Origin of the sequence: Catellatospora paridis (genome assembly GCF_009720365.1) — a bacterium.
GTDB classification, from domain to species: domain Bacteria; phylum Actinomycetota; class Actinomycetes; order Mycobacteriales; family Micromonosporaceae; genus Catellatospora; species Catellatospora paridis.
On record NZ_ML769313.1, the window covers coordinates 35,006 to 53,281 of the forward strand.

The window sequence follows — 18,276 nt, forward strand, 5'->3', positions numbered from 1 at the left end:
GGTCGGCGGCGTTACGGTCGGACGATGGCGAAGGCGGCGGGCGGGTTCCTGCGGTGGGTGGAGCTGGACGACGACGGGGTGGATGCGGCGGCGTACCCGTTCGCGCTGCCGGCGGTGGCGGGGCTGCGCAAGGCGGGGCGGCTGGAGCTGGACCCGAAGGTGACGTTCCTGGTCGGCGACAACGGCACCGGCAAGTCGACCCTGATCGAGGCGATCGCCGTGGCGGCCGGATTCAACCCCGAGGGCGGCTCGCAGAACTTCGACTTCGCCACCCGGGCCAGCGAGTCCGTGCTCGGCGAGCACCTGACGCTGGTCCGCGGGCTGCGCAAGCCGCGCACCGGGTTCTTCCTGCGGGCGGAGTCGTTCTACAACGTCGCCACGGAGATCGAGCGGCTGGAGGTGCAGGGCTCCTACGGCGGGCGCAGCCTGCACGAGCGCTCGCACGGCGAGTCGTTCCTGGACCTGGTCACGTTCCGGTTCGGGCCGCAGGGGCTGTACCTGCTCGACGAGCCGGAGGCCGCGCTGTCGGTGTACGGCTGCCTGGCCGTCATCGCGCGCATCCAGGAGCTGACGGCGCAGGGCTCGCAGTTCGTGATCGCGACTCATTCGCCGATCCTGCTGGCCGTGCCGGGGGCACGGATCCTGCAGCTCGACGCCGGGGGCGGGATCACCCAGGTCGGGTTCGACGAGGCCGAGCCGGTGTCACTGACCCGCTCGTTCCTCGCCGAGCCGCAGCTCTACCTGCACCACCTGCTGTCCGGGCCGGACGCCTAACCGCCGAGCCGGAACACGTTGATGCGGCTCAGCTGCGCGTCGATGAAGGTCAGCGCGCTGCCCGCGTCGTAGGTCGCCACCTGGACCAGCTCCTTGGCGGGCAGGTAGTCCCGGCCCGGGTCGCCGACGTACACCGCCGCGCCCCGGTCGGCCGCCCGCCGCAGGAACGGCAGCACCCGCTCGGCCATCTCGTCGCTGTAGAAGACGTCGCCGGCCAGCACCAGGTCGGCGTCGCCGCCGTCGCCGTCGAGCAGGTCGCCCTGTCGGCCTGTCACGGTCACCCCGTTGGCCCGCGCGTTGAGCTCGACCGCCGCGATGGCGTACGGGTCGATGTCGTTGGCGGTCACCGTGGCCGCGCCGGCCAGCCCGGCCGCGATCCCGACCAGGCCGGAACCCGCGGCGAGGTCGAGCACCCGGCGTCCGCGCGCCACCTCGGGATTGTCGAGCACATACCGTGCCACGCCCTGGCCGCCGGCCCAGGCGGACGCCCAGAACGGGGTGGGCATGGCCTGCCCTGCCTCGGCTTCCATCCGGGCCCACCACACGATCGCGTCGACCGCGAGGTGCAGGCGGATCTCGGGCACGAGGGGCACCGGAGTCAGCGAGAGCCGGTCGAGCGCGTCGCTGTGCGCCGGAAGTGTTTTGTCCTTGAGGTCATGCATTGCGTAATCAACGCGACCTGTCACTCGCCCAGCATGCCCGATGCGGCGCTCGATCGGTCGCAGAATCGCCCTGTTCGTCGGCAAAAGTCATCCTTCCCGTGCATGGCGCGCTAGGGTCAGCGGTTGTGGGGCAATGGCCGCACCGCGCAGTGCGGTGCGGGGAGTCGACGGCCCCGTGAGAGGGATTCATGGCAACCGGCACCGTCAAGTGGTTCAACGCTGAGAAGGGCTTCGGCTTCATCGAGCAGGACGGCGGGGGTGCGGACGTATTCGTCCACTACTCCGCCATCTCCGGTGGCGGATACCGCGAGCTCCAGGAGGGCCAGCAGGTCGAGTTCGAGGTCACCCAGGGCCAGAAGGGCCCGCAGGCGGCCAACGTCCACCCGCTCTGATCAGTGCAGCAAAGGGCGTCCCCGTCACCGTACAGGTGACGGGGACGCCCTTCCCGTTCGCCCCCGAGCGTCAGGCTCCGGCCAGGGCCGGCTCCGCCGGGGTGCTGGTGTCGCCACCGGCCTGCGCCACGCCGTCGGCGGGCTCGGCCGGCCGCAGGGCCAGCGCCAGCACGTCGGCGACATCGGACAGCACGTGGATCGTCAGACCCTCGCGCACGTCGGCCGGCACGTCGTCCAGATCCGGCTCGTTGCGGGCCGGGATGATCACCTCGGTGAGGCCCGCCCGGTGCGCCGCCAGCAGCTTCTGCTTGACGCCGCCGATGGGCAGCACCCGCCCGTTCAGGGTGACCTCGCCGGTCATCCCGAACTCCGGCCGGACCGGACGTCCGGACGCGAGCGACGCCAGTGCGGTGACCATGGTGATGCCGGCACTCGGGCCGTCCTTGGGCACCGCGCCCGCGGGCACGTGCAGGTGGATCCGCCGCCCGGCCAGCGCGTTGGGGTCCAGCCCCAGCTTGCGGCCGTGCGAGCGCAGGTACGACAGCGCGATGTGCGCCGACTCCTTCATCACGTCGCCGAGCTGGCCGGTCAGGGTCAGCCCCGGCTCACCGTCCATCGAGGTCGCCTCGATGAACAGCACGTCGCCGCCGGCGCCGGTGACCGCGAGTCCGGTCGCGACACCCGGTGTGGCGGTGCGCTCCGCCGACTCCGGCGTGAACCGGGGACGGCCCAGGAACTCCTTGAGGTTGGCGTTGTCGACCTGCACCTGCGCGCTGTCGTCCGCCTGCTTGACGGCGACCTTGCGCAGGATGCGGGCCAGGGCGCGCTCCAGCTGGCGTACGCCCGCCTCACGGGTGTGCTCGGCGGCGATCGCGCCCAGCGCGCCGTCGCTGATGGACACCTCGTCGGCGGTCAGGCCGGCCCGGTCGAGCTGCCGCGGCAGCAGGTGGTCCCGGGCGATGGCGACCTTCTCCTGCTCGGTGTAACCGTCCAGGGTGACCAGCTCCATCCGGTCCAGCAGCGGGCCGGGGATGGTCTCCACCACGTTCGCGGTGGCCAGGAACAGCACGTCGGACAGGTCGAGGTCGACCTCCAGGTAGTGGTCCCGGAAGGTGTGGTTCTGCGCCGGGTCGAGGACCTCGAGCAGGGCCGCGGCCGGGTCGCCGGCGTACCCCGCGGAGATCTTGTCGACCTCGTCCAGCAGCACCACCGGGTTCATCGAACCCGCCTCGCGCAGCGCCCGGACCAGGCGGCCCGGCAGCGCGCCGACGTAGGTGCGCCGGTGGCCGCGGATCTCGGCCTCGTCGCGCACGCCGCCCAGCGAGACCCGGACGAACTTGCGCCCGAGCGCCCGCGCGACGGACTCGCCGAGACTGGTCTTGCCCACCCCGGGCGGACCGGCGAGGGCCAGCACCGCGCCGGAGCCGCGTCCGCCCACGACCTCCAGGTTGCGGGCCGCGCGGCGGTTGCGCACCGCCAGGTACTCCAGGATGCGCTCCTTGACGTCGTCGAGGCCCGCGTGGTCGGCGTCCAGCACGGCCCGCGCGGCGGCGAGGTCGGTGTTGTCGTCGGTGCGCACGTTCCACGGCATCTCCAGCACCGTGTCCAGCCAGGTGCGGATCCAGCTCGTCTCGGGTGAGGCGTCGCTGGCGCGCTCCAGCTTGCCGACCTCGCGCATGGCCGCCTCGCGGACGTTGGCGGGCAGGTCGGCGGCCTCGACCCGGGACCGGTAGTCGGCCGAGCCCTCGGGCTCGTCCTCACCCAGCTCCTTGCGGATCGCGGCCAGTTGCTGGCGCAGCAGGAACTCGCGCTGGGACTTCTCCAGCCCCTCGCGCACCTCGCTGTTGATCTTCTCGGAGACCTCCTGCTCGGCCGCGTGCGCCCGCGCCCAGCCGACCAGCAGCTCCAGCCGCGCCGTCACGTCCGGCGAGCCGAGCAGCTCCACCTTCTGCGCCAGCGTCAGCCACGGGGCGTAACCGGCCGAGTCGGCCAGCTCGCCCAGGTCGGTCATCCGCTCCACGGCGTCGACGACCTGCCACGCGCCGCGCTGCTGCAGCTCGGCGACGACCAGGGCCTTGTACTCGCGGGCCAGCTCCTTGGCCTTGCCGGCCGGTTCCGGCTCGGTGACCAGGGTCGCCTCGACCCACAGCGCCGCGCCCGGTCCGGGCACACCGGAGCCGATGCGGGCACGGGTCACACCGCGCAGCACGGCGGCACGCTCCCCGCTGGGGAGGCGGCCGACCTTCTCGATCACCGCGGTCACGCCGTACGTGCCGTACTCGCCGTCCAGGCGCGGCACGGCCAGCACGGTCTTGTCACCGGACGCCCGCGCCGCGTCGATCGCGGCCTGGGTGTCCGGCTGGAGCGCCACCGCCACCACGTTGCCGGGCAGCAGAACGGCGTCGTCCAGGGGAAGAACGGGGAGTGTGGTCATCGTCGACACCTGCCATTCTGAACTTGAGTCTTACCCACTCAAGTCCAGGACGACCTTGGTTGTTCCCTCAACCAAACGGTGTGATCTACGCCACTCCCACATCGCGCACCCCGCGCGCCGCTTCAAGGTCATCCGACTTGCCAGGCAGTCGTGCGTATCTTGAAGCGGCTTTCGCGCAGGTGCCTGGCAAGCCGGACGTCAAGGGCCACGCGGCGGTCGAGGCCGCGCGCCCCCGGCCGGATCGCGGGCTCGACTTCGCCAACTCCGGACGCGGGTCAGCAATTCCCGCGCGGGATGTACAGCGGGCGGTCGGTTTCCTCGGCGGCGTGGGACGATGCCGCCGCGCCGACGAGCGTGGCCTCCGCGTGACTCGCCACGGCGGGCGACGGGACCACAGGCGCAGCGGCCTCGGGCGCGGAGTGGATCTCGGGACCGCCCTGGATCTCGGCTTCGGCCTGGACCTGGGACGCGGCGTGCGGCTCGGGACGTGCGTCGGCGTAGGTCGTGGGGCTGACCCCGGTGATCGTGTGAGTCTCGGCCACCGCGTCGGTCTCGGCCGTGCTCGCAGCGGGGGAGGCGGTCGGTTCCGCCGCACCGGCCGCGGCCATCATCGCGGCGAACTCGTCGGTGTCGGAGTGCCCGGCGGGCTGAGCGGCGGCCAGTGCCGCGCCGTACGCCTCGGCGCTCAGGATCCCGGTGGGCTTCGGGGCGAGCAGGCCGATGGCCAGGCCGGTGATCACGGGCATCACCGAGTACGAGGAGGCGACGTCGGTGAAGTAGACGTCCAGCCCGATGTTGAACGCGCCGCCCAGGTAGAGGCCAAGGTCGCCGGCGGTGGTGACGGCGGCCCAGACGAGGCCGACGAGCACGCCCTCGGGGGCTGCCGCGATCGGGCGCTTGCGCAGGTAGCGGATGGCGAAGCCGAGTACCAGTGCCACCATCGTGGTCAGCTTGATCGACTCGTACAGGGCCTCGTGCTTGCCCTCGGCGGGCAGCAGCATCAGCGAGATGCCGACCATGCCCAGCCACACCGCCAGTCCGTAACCGAGCACGCGCGACGACCTCATGGGCGATTCCTCCTCGAAAACGGGGTTCCTACCCTGCTAACCGCGCGGAGCGTGTCGAGGTCGCTACCAACGAACACGCGGCCGCCAGTGTCGCTGCGGCGAGCCTGCCCCCACAGCGGACAGGACCGCTGGTGAGCAGCGTTCTCGGCACCGCCGGGTCGACCGCCGTGCTCATGCTGCTGGACAGTTGGAAACGCGACAGTTGCGCGATCAGCGACACGATGACGCTTCTGTGTCACCCGTCAGACGCACTTCCTAGCGAGGTCAGCTCTGACTGTGTCCTAAGTGTGTCCGGATGTTGGGTTCCGAGGAGTCGAGACTGCTCGGCGAGAGTTTCTCTCAGCAGTGTCCGGGCTTCATCCAGTCGACCCACCATCCGCAGGGTGCAGGCGGTGAGATACGCCGAGCGCAACGTGTCGGGATCTTGGGCACCGAGCAGTGCCTGCTTCTCACTCAGTACCCTCTGGTGGATGTCAAGGCCACGGTCGATCTCACCCTGCTTGACGAGCACCAACGCAAGGTTGGTCCGGGCGGCCAACGTGTTCTGGTGAGGTTGCCCGAGGTGAGCCTCGGGGAAGTCGCGAACTGCGTGCTCGAGCAGCGCGCGAGCTTCGTCGAGTTCGCCCAGATCATATTTGACGCGCCCGAGGTTGTTCATCGACACCAGTGCGTCCGGATGTTTTGGGCCGAGAGTACGTTGTCGCACATTTAGAGTTCGCTGGTGGAGCTCCCCGGCCTCTTCGAGCAGGCCCGTTCGCCGGAAAACGGTCGCGAGATTGTTCATGGCATTCAAAGTGTCGGGGTGCTCAGCGCCCAGAAGCTCTGTGCGGAGCGCGATGCACTCGGCATGAAGTGGTGCGGCGCTGTCAAAGTTGCCGATGTCGTCCAGGTAGTAGGCAAGCCAGTAGGTGAGGTCGGCTACTGTGCGTGTCCGCAGATCCACGCGTCTGCAGTGTTCCAGAACCGTCTCGGCGTGCGGCCGGAGCTTGGCACAACGCTCCCACTCATGCGTCTGGCTACCTACCCAGCGCGGCCGCGGAAACGTGGCTTCCAGGAGTGTGGCTGCGCGTTTGATGAAGGCGCTCCTGCGCCGGGAGTGGCTGACCTCGGTCGTCACTACCAGTTGCAGCATGACGTGCATTTGGATGGTGCTGCCGGGTTGATCTATCTGGACCAATGACAGGTCGTTGAGCACCGAGATCACCCTGTCGACCGAGTCAGGGTTGCGGAGCATCCCAGGCAGTAGATCGGTCGGTAGAGGTGCTGATGCGAAATGTGCTAGCAGGTACAGCAGGTCGACTGCGTCAGTGTTCTGACTCTCTGCCTCTTCGATGCTCATGGACCACGTGCGGAATACGGGCAGCGGGTAGTTCGGCGGCTTCTTCGCCATGAATACCTGCTCCAGGCGGGTGGTTAGCCGAGAGAGGTATGCGACGTAGTCAATACCGGTGCTGTTGCAGTAGGCGGCTGCTTGTTCAAGGGCCAGCGGAAGGCCGCCGAGCTGTTCGGCGAGTTGCGCGGCACCTAGGGGGTTCCGCTGACCAGCGCGCCGTGCGAGGAACTCGGCTGACGACGTCGGGTCCAATGGTGCGACTCTGTGAGGTTGTACGGCGCCGCGCCAGTCCGCGTGGCGGGAGGTTATGAGTGTCACGCCACTGCCAGTGGTGGGCAACAGGCCTTCGATGGTCGTCGGGTCGCGGACATCGTCGTACACGAGGACGAATCCGGACAAGTTTCCGAGATGCATCAAGCACCTCTTTGCGTCTTCGGGCTTGTCGTCAGTGCTGGCGAGTCCCAGGTGTGCCAGGAGCTCGGTCAGCCCAGTGATCAGATATTCGCGGCGCGCAGCGTTGATAAACCACCCGACTTCCACATCGGGTCGACTTAGATGGGCATGACGGAGTGCCAGTTGGGTCTTTCCGACACCGCCCATGCCGTGGATCGCTATCGCGCATGGTGACTGCTCTTCGGAGTACTTGCTGATCTCCTCCAGATCCGTCTCGCGTCCGGTGAAACTCCTGCACGGCTGGGGGATGTCCCAGATCCGGGCCAGCGAAGCGGGTGCAGCTGTGGCGGGCCGTGTTCTTGACTTTTCGAGCTGGTCCAAGGTTCCCTTCGCCACGAGCCCGGCCCCAAGGGTGGATACCGGAATCGCCAGGAACCACCATGGATTGAGCAAACCGGCTATTCCGCTCGCCAATGCGCCGAGCCCCATGACAACAGCTATTCGAGTATTACGGCTGATCTTCAACAGAACCTCTGTGATCACAGGTTTGCCGGAATGGCCGCTCGCTCCCGACAGGAAGGAGGCACCGATTCGGGTAAACGGCGGGGGCGAACGGGAGTCGCTATGGAAACGCTGCAGTATCGGCTTCACGACTGTCAACGCAGAGGTATCGAGCAGGTGATTCTTGGCCGCAATGTGGGAACTGCTTGTGTTCGGTGTTCGGTGCTCGTCCCGGACCGGATTCATAATTTGGCGCAAGGGTATGAATGCGCGCAAGTCGTCAGCGGTCGCCGGCTCCTATGACGGGCAGTCAGGTGACAGGCGATCGCGCCTGCCACCTGAGCCCACCGTTCGTTATCCGGGCCTCACCCAAGATCTGCTGCGCGCGCATCCACGGCACCGCATATCGCAGCCAAGGCTTGGGCGTACGGCATCGGCGGCAGCTGCCGCCCGTCGCGCAGCCGCAGCGAGACCTCGCCGGAGTCCGCCTCGCGGGCGCCGATGACGGCCAGGTAGGGCACCCGGCGCTGGGCGGCCTCGCGGATGCGCAGCCCCAGCGACCCGTCGAGGCTCAGCGACGCCCGCAGACCGGCGCGCAGTGCCTGCTCGGCGAACAGCCGTGCCGCCGCGTCCTGCGCCTCGCCGACCGGGGCGACGGCCAGCTGCACGGGGGCGTACCAGACCGGGAACGCGCCCTGGTGCACCTCCAACAGGTGGGCCAGCAGCCGTTCCATGCTGCCGACGATGCTGCGGTGCACCATCACCGGCCGGGCCGGGTTGCCGTCGCGGCCGGTGTACGACAGGTCGAAGCGCTCCGGCTGGGCGAAGTCCACCTGCACGGTGGCCAGGGTCGACTCCCGCCCGGCGAGGTCGCGCACCTGGATGTCGATCTTCGGCCCGTAGAACGCGGCCTCGCCCGGAGCCTGTTCGAACGGCACCCCGGCCTGCACCAGGGCGTCGCGCAGCAGCGCCTCCGCGCGGGCCCAGTCGGCATCCGCGCCGAGGTAGCCCGCGCCCGGCCCGCGCAGCGACAGCCGGTAGCCGTCGGCGGCGAAGCCGAGCGCCGGGTGGATCCGCGCGCACATGGCCAGCACCAGCGCGACCTCCGCGCCGACCTGGTCGAGCGAGCAGAACACGTGCGCGTCGTTGAGCGAGATCGCTCGCACCCGGCTCAGCCCGCCGACGACGCCGGAGCGTTCGGCGCGGTACATGCCGCCCAGCTCGGCGATGCGGACCGGCAGCTCGCGGTAGGAGCGACCGCGGGAGCGGAACACCATCGCGTGGTGCGGGCACAGGCTCGGGCGCAGCATCAGCGCCTCGGCGTCGTCGGCGGGCGCGGCGGGATCGTCGGACATCGCCGGGAACATGTCGTCGGCGAACTTCGCCAGATGCCCGGACCGCTCGTACATCTGGCGTTTGGCCATCGGCGGGGAGTAGACGTGCTGGTATCCGGCGAGGCGTTCCTCCTCGCGGACGAACTCCTCGATGGCGTGGCGGGCGGCGGCGCCGGCGGGCAGCCACAGCGGCAGGCCCGCGCCGATCATCGGGTCGGAGTGGTAGATCTCGAGTTCGCGGCCGAGGCGGCGGTGGTCCTTCACGGTGTGCTCCCTGGGAGTGAAACGGCCCGGCCACCCGTGGGGCGGATACGCGCCGGCCCCGGGGCGTGTGCCCCGGGGCCGACGGTCGACTGAAAGATCAGCAGGTCAACGCGTACGAGCGCCGGGACGTCCCGGCGTCGTCGTGCTGACCATGTGCTGATGCATACCGAGCACCATAGCGTGGCCGCCGCACCCTGGGGCAAGCGATATCGGTCACCGAGGTACCTTCGGATCGAGGAGTCGATCACCCGGGGGTGAACGGTGGCGCACTGGTACGAGTCGAGCATCGACAGGCAGATCCGTGAGGCGCAGGAGCGCGGCGAGTTCGACGACCTGCCCGGCGCGGGCAAGCCGCTGCCCGGGGCGGGCGAGACGCTGCACGACGACTGGTGGCTGCGCGACCTCGTCCAGCGGGAGAACCTGTCCGGGGCCATCCCGGCCACCCTGCTGCTGCGCCGCGACGTCGAAGACCTCCCTGACGCGCTCGCGAACAAGAACTCCGAGCAGGCGGTACGCGCATACGTCGCGGAACTGAACGCGCGGGTGGTCCGCGCGCACCGGGGCGAACTGGCCGGTCCCGCGGTGGCCCTCGCCCTGGTCGACGCCGACGACGCGGTGCGCCAGTGGCGCGCCCGCCGCACCCGCTGACCGGCTAGTCGAACGGCTGCTGGTCGGGCTGGCAGACGGTGCCCCTCGGCGGGGTCACCAGGTCGACCAGGTAGCGCTCGCGTGCCTGGTCGATGCACTTGCTGGGGACCTGGTAGCTCGGGTGGCCGTAGCCGTTCAAGGTGAGCAGCACGGCGTTGGCGAGCAGCTTCTCGGTGGCCTGGGCGTTGTGGTACGGCGTGCCGGGGTCGTACCGGGCGCTGATCAGCAGCACCGGCGTCTGCGTCGGGGCGCTCCACGGCCCGGCGTAACGGTCCGCGTCGTCGGCGGGCCAGTTCGCGGCACACGGCGCCCACAGCCACCAGCCAAGCACCGCGCCCCACAGTTTGCCCGCCTCGGTGAACCGGGCGATCTCCTGCGGCCACTGCGACACCGGGTTGCGGGCGCGGCCGTCCACACAGCTGATCGCGGCCGACGTGGTCGCCCCGGCGAACCCCGCGGGGCTCTGCATCTGCCGGGCCGAGGTCAGCAGGGCCGAGGCGTCTCCACCGGCGGCGGCGTCGAGGTCCTTGGCGAACTGCGGCCAGGTCAGCGGCAGGCGCAGCGGGTTGAACGTGGACAGCTGCAGGTCGCCGTAGCTGAGCGTGCCGGGCGGATCGGCGTGCGGGGCCGGGATCGGCGCGCGGCGCGCCATGGCGAACAGGGTCTCCACCCGCTGCGCGACCGGCTCGCCGTGCCCGGCGAGCGCGCACCGGCCCGCGGCGGCCTCCTGGCACAGCTTGACGAACTGCGCGAACACCTCGTCGGCCGACGACACGTTGTCGGCGGTCCGGCTCTCGGCGCTGGTGGTGTACTCGACCGCGTCGACGATGCCGTCGAGCATCATCGCCCTGGTCCGGCCTGGGAACAGGTTGAGGTACGTCTGGCCGATCATCGAGCCGTAGGACAGACCCACGTAGGTGAGCTGCCTGTCGCCGACGAGTTCGCGCAGCGCGTCGAGGTCGCGGGCGGTGTCCGCGGTGGAGATGTGCGACAGCAGCTTGCCGCTCACCTCGCCGCACCGCCGCGCCAGCTCGACGGCCCTGGCCTCGTACGCCGCCGACTCGGCGGCGGTGGACGGGATCGTCACACCCTGCCAGAACTTCGTCTCGTCCGCCTCGCTGGGGAAACACCTGACCGGGGAGCTGCCCTCGGTGCCGCGCGGATCCCAGCCGACCACGTCGAAGCGCCCGCCGCCCCACGCATCGAAGTCTTCCCCGCCGCCGCGCACCAGCTCGACGCCGCTCTGACCGGGACCGCCGGGATTCATGAACATCGACCCGATGCGCTCCTGCGGACGGCTCGCCAGGTGGCGGATCACCGCGAGCTCGATGCGCGGCCCGTCGGGTTCGGACCAGTCGAGCGGCACCGGCACCTCGGCGCACTGGAACTTCGCGTCCAGACCTTCGCAGCCGGTCCACGCGATGCCCGGCTGGGCACGTCCGGGGCCGGGTGTCGGCGCCGCCGTCTGCTGCGTCGTCGCGCACGCTGCCGCCAGGCACAGCACGGCCACGGCCGCGGCCATGCGACCCCGTGGACGGCGACGCCGCGCGGTGCCACCCTGCGACATCATGGACCCCCTTCGCCGATGACGTGTCCGCCGTCCGGCGCTCCGGCCGCGCCGTTGTCAGGCGTCGCGCAGCAATGGGCAGGTCATGCAGTGGCCGCCGCCGCGGCCCTTGCCGATCTCGAACCCGTCGATCTCGACGACCTCGATGCCCGCCTCGCGGTACTTGCGGTTGCTGTAGACGTTCTTCGAGTACGCCACGACCACGCCGGGGGACAGCGCGACCACGTTGTTGGCGCAGTCCCACTGCTCGCGTTCCTGCTGGGCCTCGTCGCCGCCGGTGGTGATGACCCGCAGTTCCTTCTCGTGGGACAGCCCGATGGCGTGCGCGACGGCGGCCAGGAAGCTGTCCTCGGCGGTGACGTCGAGCGTGCCCGCTTTGTCGCCGGGGCGGATGCTGTACGCCGTGGTGCCGTCGACGACCTTCGGGTAGACGGTGACCGTGTCGCGGTCCATGAACGTGAACACCACGTCCAGGTGCATGAACTGGCGCTTGCGCTCCAGCTGCACCGCGATGATCCGTTCGGCCGCGCCCTTGGCGAACAGCCGCTGCGCCAGGATCTCCACCATCTGCGGGGTGGTGCGCTCGCTGATCCCGATCAGGACGGTGCGGTTGCCGACTGGCATCACGTCCCCACCCTCGATCGACGAGCGCCCGAAGGACTGTATGTCGAACTCGTCGTGCTCGTCCTTGCCCGCGTCCGGGAACCAGAAATTGATCTTCTCTTGCCGGAACATCGGGTGGAAGCGGTACACCGTGCCCAGGTTGACGGTCTCCAGCTGGCGCGACGGCCAGTACATCGGGTTCAGCGAGACGCCCTCGTAGATCCAGCACGAGGTGTCCCGGGTGAACAGGTGGTTGGGTAGCGGCGGCAGGATGAACGACGAGCCGACCGTGGTCGCCACGGCCAGTGAGCGCGCCGCGAGCCGGTCGTCGTCGGCGAACTGCATCAGCTCGGCCCGGGTCACCCCGCCGGTCAGATGCGTCGCGAGGGTCTTGGGGTCCATGTTGGCCAGCGCCTCGCGCACCGCGTCGACCATGGCCGGACCCACCGTGTACGGGCTGACGGTGTGCCCGATGACCCACTCGCGCGCCTCGGGCGAGGACAGGGCCTCGGTGAGCAGGTCGTGCAGCAGGAACACCTCGATGTCGCGGGCCCGCAGCTCGGCGACGAACTGGTCGTGCTCCTGCTGCGCCCGCTCCACCCACAGCACGTCGTCGAAGAGCAGCTCGCCCCGGTTGGACGGGGTGAGCCGGCGCAGCGCCAGGTCGGGGCGGTGCACCAGCACCTTGCGCAGCCTGCCGACCTCCGAGTGGACTCCGAATCCGGTCATCGCGCGCTCCTTCGCCGCAGCCCTCCCGCCGCCCTCGCCGCTGCCCCGAATGCTACGTCCGTTTCACCTCCTTCGCGCCGAATCGACGCTTCGCGCACAACGAGGGAAGGGCACCTTCACGACGCTATGCGTCGTAGAAGGTGCCCTTCCCGTCATTGCCGGGCTCCGGCCAGGCGTTATGGACGCGGGGCGGTGCGGGTCGCCGGGTGGGTGTGCCCCGCGGACGGAGTCGGGCGCGGGGTGGGGCTTGCGCCCACGACGGCGGCGCGGCTCGGGGACGGGCTCGGGGCGGCCGCAGGAGTGCGGTTCGGGGATGGGCTCGGCGCGGCGGTCGGTGTGCGGCTCGGCGAGGCCGACGGGCGGGCGCCGGCCGCGGCGGGGGCCGACGGCGAGGTGCTCGGCGACGGTGCGGTCGAGGGCGAGGCGCTCGGTGCGGCCGACGGCGCCGGGTTCGCGGCGGGCGCCGGGACCGCGGTCGAGCCGGTGCTGCCGTAGGTGAAGGTGACCTCGGCCGTGTCGCTCCCGGTCAGGCTGTTGGTCAGCTGCCAGACCAGGCCGGCGTCGCCGGAGGCGTCGATGGCGCCCGGCGTGAAGACCTTGTCGCCGTTCCAGTCGCCGATCAGCGGCACCGTGTACACCGCACCGAAGCCCACGTGGATCTGGGTCGGACCGGCCATGTTGGCGTTGCTCAGGTAGTAGTCGTGGCGCTCGCCGTCCATGTCGACGGTGCCGGGCGTGAAGGTGCGGTTGCCGTCCCAGTCGCCGACGATCGGCGTCTTGGCGGCGTCGCCGTACTCGAACTCGACCTCGGTCAGCGGCTTGGCGAACGTGTTCGTGAGCTGCCACTCGTGCAGCTTGCCGCTGCTGTCCACCGCGCCCGGGGTGAACGTGCCGTTGCCGTCCCAGTCGCCGACGACCGGGATGTCCTCGATGTCACCGAAGCCGGTGTGGATGTCGGCGGGCCCACTGCGGAAGCCGTTGGCCAGGTAGAAGTCGCGGCGTTTGCCCTCGGCGTCGACCGTGCCCGGCGTGTACGTGCCGTTGCCGTCCCAGTCGCCCACGATCGGCGTCTTCTCCGCGTCGCCGTACGTGAAGTCCAGCGCCGGATCGGGGGTGCCGTCCAGCGTGTTGGACAGCCGCCAGCGCCAGGTCTCGCCCTCGGCGCTGACCAGGCCGGGGGTCATCGTGCCGTTGCCGTCCCAGTCGCCGACGACCGGGCGGGGCAGCGGCCCGGCCGGGTTCGCGGCGAGGCTCGCCAGGTCGGCCAGGTTGCCGTTGAAGACGTTCTGGTCGCCGGGGAGTTTGCCGTGGTTGGCGTACTGCCACAGCGTCCAGCGGTCCCACCCGGCGGGCAGCCCGCGCACCTTGTCGGTGTAGCTGGACACGAACAGGTAGTGGTCGCCGAAATCGGCGTTGCGCCCGGTGCACGGGTTCCACCAGTTCGGGTTCGTGTAGATCATCGTGGCGCTGCCGGTGCGCTCGCGTACCCGCTGGGTGAAGTCGCGGATGAAGCGGACCAGCTCGCTCTTGGACTTGCCCCAGCACGGACCCGGCGCGACGAGTTTGCCGCCCAGCTTGTACGGCCACTCGATGTCGAGCATGGGCGGCAGGCTGCGCCCGTCGTTGCGGTACTGCGCCCGGTCCAGGAAGAAGTCGGCCTGGGTGCGCCCGTTGGTCTTGTCCGGCCGGGCGAAGTGGTACGCCCCGAAGAGGATGCCGTTCTTGCGCGCCCCGCTGTAGTTGTCCTTGAACGAGGAGTCGACGTAGTGCACGCCCTCGGTCGCCTTGGCGTAGACGAACTTCGCGCCCTTGTCGGCGACCTTCCCCCAGTCGATGTTGCCCTGGTGGTGCGACACGTCGATGCCGGTGACCGGATACCCGCCGGGCGCGGCGGCCATCACCCGGGCCGCCGCGGACGGTGCCGCCAGCTCCGACGGGGTGCCCGCGCCCGCCCAGCCGTCGGTGATCGGCTTGCCGTCGGGCCCGAGTGGGTCCGGGGGCGGCGCGGCCCCGGCCGGCAGCGCGGTCAGGGACAGGAGCAGTCCGGCCGCGGCGAGGACGACGCGGCGGGCTCCGGCGGTGCGGTGACGGTTCACGGCTCTCCTAGTGCAGAACGGTGGGCTGGTCCAGCGGTGGCACCCCGGGCGGCGGCGCGAACTCGGCGGCCGCACCGGCCGACGGGGTCGACGACGACCCGCCCGGCGGTGGCGCGGCGTCCGCACCCGGGGCCGCGGAGGGCGCGTCCGGGTTCGGGGACGGCCCGACGGACGCCCCCGGCGTGGGGGCGGGGCTCGGCACGGGTCCGGTGGGCAGCGGCGTGCCGGGCAGGACTACGCCCGGCAGGACCGCGCCGGTGGGTGCCGTGCCAGGGGACGGGGTGCCGGGCACGGGCGCGGCCGGGGACAGGCTCGCCGAGGGGCGTGGCCTGGGGAGCATGCTCGGCGAGGCGGACGGGGACGGGCTCGCGCCGCCGCTCGGGGCCGTCGGCGCGCCGGCATACGCGAAGACGGTGTCGGCGATCCCGCTGATCAGCGCGTTGGACAGCCGCCACTCGTGGCCCGCGGCGGGGTCGGCGACACCGGGGGTGACGAAGCCGTCGCCGTCCCAGTCGCCGGTCACCGGCAGCTGCGCCATGTCCCCGAAGGACACCTCGGCGTCGGTCGCCGGGTCGTCGAGGCTGTTGGTGAGCGCCCAGTCCCGGTGCTCGCCGTCGGTGTCGACGACGCCGGGCGTGCTCACCCGGTCGCCGTTCCAGTCGCCGACCACCGGCGCGGAGTCCACGTCGCCGAACCCGAGGTGCAGGTCGTGGTCGCCGCCGGTCAGGCTGTTCGCGAGATACCAGTCGCGCACGTCGCCCTCGGCGTCGACCACGCCCGGGGTGTAGGTGCCGTCACCGTCCCAGTCCCCGACGACCGGCGTCTTCTCCACGTCCCCGTAGCCGACCCGCACGTCGGGCTCGCCGCCGCGCAGCGAGTTGGACAGATACCAGTCGTGGTGGTCGCCGGTCAGGTCGACGGTGCCGGGCGTCCACCGGCCGTCGCCGTCCCAGTCCCCGACGATCGGCAGTTTGCGCACGTCGCCGAAGAGGAAGTCGGCGTCGGTCGACGCGCCCCGCGGGTCGTCGGACAGCCGCCAGCGCCACGCGTCGCCCTCCGGCACGGCGGTCCCGGCGGTGACCCGGCCGTCGCCGTCCCAGTCGCCGGTCACCGGATACCAGACCGCCTCGTTCTCGATCACGTTGCGGTAGCGGTAGGACTTGTACCTCTTCGTGCTGTAGCCCGAGTCCGACCAGGTGCGGTGCTTGACCGAGGGCGGCGTCTGCTCGTACATGACGAAGTCGCCGCCGGGCTCGTCGATCCAGCGCTCGAACAGCACCACGTGCGAGCCGTCCTTCGGCCGCGCCCGGTTGTGGTAGAGCAGCATGTCGCCGGGGCGCATCTGCTCGAAGTCGACGCGCTCGCCGACCTGGTGCAGGTCCCCGGTCCAGTGGTTGCGGCCGAGTTCCCAGGCCATCGAGACGTATCCGGAGCAGTCGGTGCGCCAGCCCTTGCGGAACTTCAGCTGGCTGTAGCCGACCTGCGCGTCGGCCCAGATCGCGGCGCGGGCGAGGATCTGCATGCGGGTGATCGGGCGGCCGAGGCCGCGTGACGGCCCGGCCAGGCCGTCGGGCTGCAGCGGCAGGCCCTGCGCGTCGACGCCCTGCGGGCGGAGCACGTCCGGGTCGTCGGCGCCGTCGGGCACCCCCGCCGCGGGTGCGGCCAGCGCGAGTGCCGCGGCGACGGCCAGCAGGCCCGCGGCGGCCCGGTGCAGCGGACCGCGTGCCCGCTCGCCGTGCCGCAGGGGCCTGCGGGCCAGGACGTTCCCGCTCTCCTCGCATGATCCGCAATGCCGCATGCCGTGTCAACGAGCGGTGCGAGATGGCGTTGCGCCTGCTCGGGCGCGCCGTGAGGCGATCTTCCGGGCGCGTCGGACGTTTCGGTCCGCGCGGCGGCGGGAATCCCCACAGCAGCCTGAAAGGAGATCGACCATGCCTCAGCAGGCCTGGAGCGACAAGCGTGAGCGCCAGTACAAGCACATCAAGGCCAGCGCCGAGGAACGCGGCAAGTCCGAGGACGTCGCCGAGGAGATCGCCGCCCGCACCGTGAACAAGGAACGGGCCCGTGCCGGCGAGGCCAAGCAGTCCAGCGCGCTGTCGAAGAAGGACATCTCCTCGGGGCGGCGTGGCGGGCTGCGCTCGCACCGCGGCGAGGGCGGCCGCACCCGCGACCAGCTCTACGAGGAGGCCAGGAAGAAGAACGTCAAGGGTCGCTCGACCATGACGAAGGCGGAGCTCCAGCGCGCCGTCGACCGCTGAGCCCGCCGGTCACCGTGGACCGCGTCCTGGTTGCTCCGGGCTCAGGTCGCGGGCGGTGTCATCACGGCGTGCGTGTGCAGCGCATCGAGGACCTCGTCCTGGGCGTACTCGCCTTCGGGCAGGGTGTCGATGGACAGCAGCACGTCCGAGGGCATGTCCTCGGCGACCGCCCGGCGGCGCAGTTCGGCGACGCTGAGCCGCTCCTCTCCGATGAACAGCGTGTCCAGCAGCGTCTCCAGCATCTCGCCGGAGGTGTTCTCGGTCATCGCCCCGCCCCCTCCCGTACGCGATCCGGCAGCAGTCCTACCCAGTGTCCGCCTGGTCGCACCCGCGCGCGGCGGTTCCGCCGGGACAAACCGGGTGAAGACGTTTCAGTTCGCCGGTCTGCGGGAACCCGGGACCGTATGACGCACACACCGTATGGCAGCAGGCAAGCCATCGACCCGGTCGAGGACGACCTCGATGCGCGGTCCTGGGACACGCCCGGCCGCGACGGCGTCGTGGGCGACGACGAGCGCGACCCCGACCGGCGCGAGCTGCGCGCCCGGATCGGCCAGCAGGTGTCGCTGGCGACGTTCCCCGCCACCGCCGAGCAGCTGCTCGAGGTGGCACGCCGCGGCGACGCCCCCGACGAGGTGCTCGACGAACTGGGCACGCTGGAGTCCGGGCGCACCTTCGAGAACGCGCGGGAGCTGTGGCAGGCCCTCGGGCTCGAGGTCGAGGAGCGCTTCTGACGCGTAGCCCGGCGCGCGGCGACCGGACCCCGCACGGGCGGAACACCCGCGCGGAGGCGGTCCGGCATGGTGAGGTCATCACATGGCCGACGAGGGCGGCACGGGACTGGTGCCCGGGATCGACGATCCCGGGCCGATCGGCGCCGTCCGCGAGGGCATGCATGTCGTCGACAGCACCGGGGCCGAGCTGGGCACCGTGCAGGACGTCAAGATCGGTGACCCGGCCGCGGTCACCACGCAGGGCCAGCGGATGAGCGAGTCGGTGAGCCTGTTCGGGCGGATCGCCCAGGAGGCGGCCGGTCCGGAACCGGACGTCGAGCAGGAGCTCGCCGACCTGCTGCTGCGCGAGGGCTACGTGAAGATCAAGAGCAGGGTGCCACTGCGGCGCGGCCGTTATGCCGGGGCCGCCCAGATCGCCGGCGTACGAGACGGGGTGGTGACGCTGAACGTGCCGGCCGAGCACCTCGCCGCCGAGGTGTGATCGGTT

General features: G+C 70.9%; 16 protein-coding genes. 6 read left to right on the forward strand and 10 right to left on the reverse strand.

What is annotated here, in order from left to right:
• Positions 1 to 24 precede the first annotated feature (24 nt).
• Positions 25 to 774 (forward strand): AAA family ATPase, encoded by a 750-nt coding sequence (locus F9C41_RS05080; RefSeq protein ID WP_155385498.1) that lies wholly within the window; start codon positions 25 to 27, stop codon positions 772 to 774.
• On the opposite strand, the gene F9C41_RS05085 is transcribed toward F9C41_RS05080, so the two are convergent.
• Entirely contained in the window at positions 771 to 1,436 is a 666-nt protein-coding gene (locus F9C41_RS05085) for a class I SAM-dependent methyltransferase (protein ID WP_155385499.1), read from the reverse strand. The genes F9C41_RS05080 and F9C41_RS05085 overlap by 4 nt on opposite strands.
• A gap of 188 nt (positions 1,437 to 1,624) precedes the next feature.
• On the opposite strand from F9C41_RS05085, the gene F9C41_RS05090 reads away from it, so the two are divergent.
• Positions 1,625 to 1,828 (forward strand): cold-shock protein, encoded by a 204-nt coding sequence (locus F9C41_RS05090; protein WP_144124622.1) that lies wholly within the window; start codon positions 1,625 to 1,627, stop codon positions 1,826 to 1,828.
• A gap of 70 nt (positions 1,829 to 1,898) precedes the next feature.
• On the opposite strand, the gene lon is transcribed toward F9C41_RS05090, so the two are convergent.
• The 4 genes from lon to thrS form a co-directional block, all read right to left on the reverse strand.
• Positions 1,899 to 4,262, reverse strand: coding sequence for an endopeptidase La (lon, locus tag F9C41_RS05095; RefSeq protein ID WP_155385500.1), 2,364 nt, complete (start codon positions 4,260 to 4,262; stop codon positions 1,899 to 1,901).
• A 275-nt stretch (positions 4,263 to 4,537) separates the two neighbouring features.
• Entirely contained in the window at positions 4,538 to 5,329 is a 792-nt protein-coding gene (locus F9C41_RS05100; protein WP_155385501.1) for a hypothetical protein, read from the reverse strand.
• Between the two features lie 235 nt (positions 5,330 to 5,564).
• A complete protein-coding gene (locus tag F9C41_RS05105; protein WP_196279624.1) occupies positions 5,565 to 7,706 on the reverse strand; it encodes a tetratricopeptide repeat protein in 2,142 nt (713 codons plus the stop codon).
• Between the two features lie 215 nt (positions 7,707 to 7,921).
• Positions 7,922 to 9,154 (reverse strand): threonine--tRNA ligase, encoded by a 1,233-nt coding sequence (gene thrS / locus F9C41_RS05110; RefSeq protein WP_155385503.1) that lies wholly within the window; start codon positions 9,152 to 9,154, stop codon positions 7,922 to 7,924.
• 261 nt (positions 9,155 to 9,415) lie between these two features.
• Between thrS and F9C41_RS05115 the strand changes: the two genes are divergently transcribed.
• Positions 9,416 to 9,802 (forward strand): DnaJ family domain-containing protein, encoded by a 387-nt coding sequence (locus tag F9C41_RS05115; RefSeq protein ID WP_155385504.1) that lies wholly within the window; start codon positions 9,416 to 9,418, stop codon positions 9,800 to 9,802.
• Positions 9,803 to 9,806: 4 nt separating this feature from the next.
• On the opposite strand, the gene F9C41_RS05120 is transcribed toward F9C41_RS05115, so the two are convergent.
• The 4 genes from F9C41_RS05120 to F9C41_RS05135 all read right to left on the reverse strand — a co-directional run bounded on the left by F9C41_RS05120 (position 9,807) and on the right by F9C41_RS05135 (position 16,595).
• Complete coding sequence (locus F9C41_RS05120) at positions 9,807 to 11,324, reverse strand: alpha/beta hydrolase (RefSeq protein ID WP_196279625.1); 1,518 nt, start codon at positions 11,322 to 11,324, stop codon at positions 9,807 to 9,809.
• Positions 11,325 to 11,426: 102 nt separating this feature from the next.
• A complete protein-coding gene (locus F9C41_RS05125; RefSeq protein ID WP_155385506.1) occupies positions 11,427 to 12,701 on the reverse strand; it encodes an arginine deiminase in 1,275 nt (424 codons plus the stop codon).
• Between the two features lie 176 nt (positions 12,702 to 12,877).
• Positions 12,878 to 14,797, reverse strand: coding sequence for a GH25 family lysozyme (locus tag F9C41_RS05130; protein ID WP_155385507.1), 1,920 nt, complete (start codon positions 14,795 to 14,797; stop codon positions 12,878 to 12,880).
• A gap of 7 nt (positions 14,798 to 14,804) precedes the next feature.
• Positions 14,805 to 16,595: an NlpC/P60 family protein gene (locus tag F9C41_RS05135; protein WP_155385508.1), complete on the reverse strand. Its 1,791-nt coding sequence runs from the start codon at positions 16,593 to 16,595 to the stop codon at positions 14,805 to 14,807.
• 133 nt (positions 16,596 to 16,728) lie between these two features.
• On the opposite strand from F9C41_RS05135, the gene F9C41_RS05140 reads away from it, so the two are divergent.
• Complete coding sequence (locus F9C41_RS05140; RefSeq protein WP_155385509.1) at positions 16,729 to 17,055, forward strand: plasmid stabilization protein; 327 nt, start codon at positions 16,729 to 16,731, stop codon at positions 17,053 to 17,055.
• 41 nt (positions 17,056 to 17,096) lie between these two features.
• Here the strand turns inward: F9C41_RS05140 and F9C41_RS05145 are convergent, their stop codons facing one another.
• Positions 17,097 to 17,321, reverse strand: a complete 225-nt coding sequence (locus F9C41_RS05145; RefSeq protein ID WP_155385510.1) for a hypothetical protein — start codon at positions 17,319 to 17,321, stop codon at positions 17,097 to 17,099.
• Positions 17,322 to 17,459: 138 nt separating this feature from the next.
• Between F9C41_RS05145 and F9C41_RS05150 the strand changes: the two genes are divergently transcribed.
• Complete coding sequence (locus F9C41_RS05150; protein ID WP_155385511.1) at positions 17,460 to 17,789, forward strand: DUF2795 domain-containing protein; 330 nt, start codon at positions 17,460 to 17,462, stop codon at positions 17,787 to 17,789.
• Positions 17,790 to 17,871: 82 nt separating this feature from the next.
• Positions 17,872 to 18,270 (forward strand): hypothetical protein, encoded by a 399-nt coding sequence (locus F9C41_RS05155; RefSeq protein ID WP_155385512.1) that lies wholly within the window; start codon positions 17,872 to 17,874, stop codon positions 18,268 to 18,270.
• The last annotated feature ends 6 nt before the right edge of the window (positions 18,271 to 18,276 follow it).

Bases quoted from the DNA above. Each gene is read 5' to 3' on its own strand.
- F9C41_RS05145 (WP_155385510.1), bottom strand. From the start codon at position 17,321: ATGACCGAGAACACCTCCGGCGAGATGCTGGAGACGCTGCTGGACACG.
- F9C41_RS05100 (WP_155385501.1), bottom strand. From the start codon at position 5,329: ATGAGGTCGTCGCGCGTGCTCGGTTACGGACTGGCGGTGTGGCTGGGC.
- F9C41_RS05120 (WP_196279625.1), bottom strand. From the start codon at position 11,324: ATGGCCGCGGCCGTGGCCGTGCTGTGCCTGGCGGCAGCGTGCGCGACG.
- F9C41_RS05090 (WP_144124622.1), top strand. From the start codon at position 1,625: ATGGCAACCGGCACCGTCAAGTGGTTCAACGCTGAGAAGGGCTTCGGC.
- F9C41_RS05155 (WP_155385512.1), top strand. From the start codon at position 17,872: ATGGCCGACGAGGGCGGCACGGGACTGGTGCCCGGGATCGACGATCCC.
- F9C41_RS05140 (WP_155385509.1), top strand. From the start codon at position 16,729: ATGCCTCAGCAGGCCTGGAGCGACAAGCGTGAGCGCCAGTACAAGCAC.
- F9C41_RS05080 (WP_155385498.1), top strand. From the start codon at position 25: ATGGCGAAGGCGGCGGGCGGGTTCCTGCGGTGGGTGGAGCTGGACGAC.
- lon (WP_155385500.1), bottom strand. From the start codon at position 4,262: ATGACCACACTCCCCGTTCTTCCCCTGGACGACGCCGTTCTGCTGCCC.
- F9C41_RS05125 (WP_155385506.1), bottom strand. From the start codon at position 12,701: ATGACCGGATTCGGAGTCCACTCGGAGGTCGGCAGGCTGCGCAAGGTG.
- F9C41_RS05085 (WP_155385499.1), bottom strand. From the start codon at position 1,436: ATGCATGACCTCAAGGACAAAACACTTCCGGCGCACAGCGACGCGCTC.
- F9C41_RS05150 (WP_155385511.1), top strand. From the start codon at position 17,460: ATGACGCACACACCGTATGGCAGCAGGCAAGCCATCGACCCGGTCGAG.
- F9C41_RS05135 (WP_155385508.1), bottom strand. From the start codon at position 16,595: ATGCGGCATTGCGGATCATGCGAGGAGAGCGGGAACGTCCTGGCCCGC.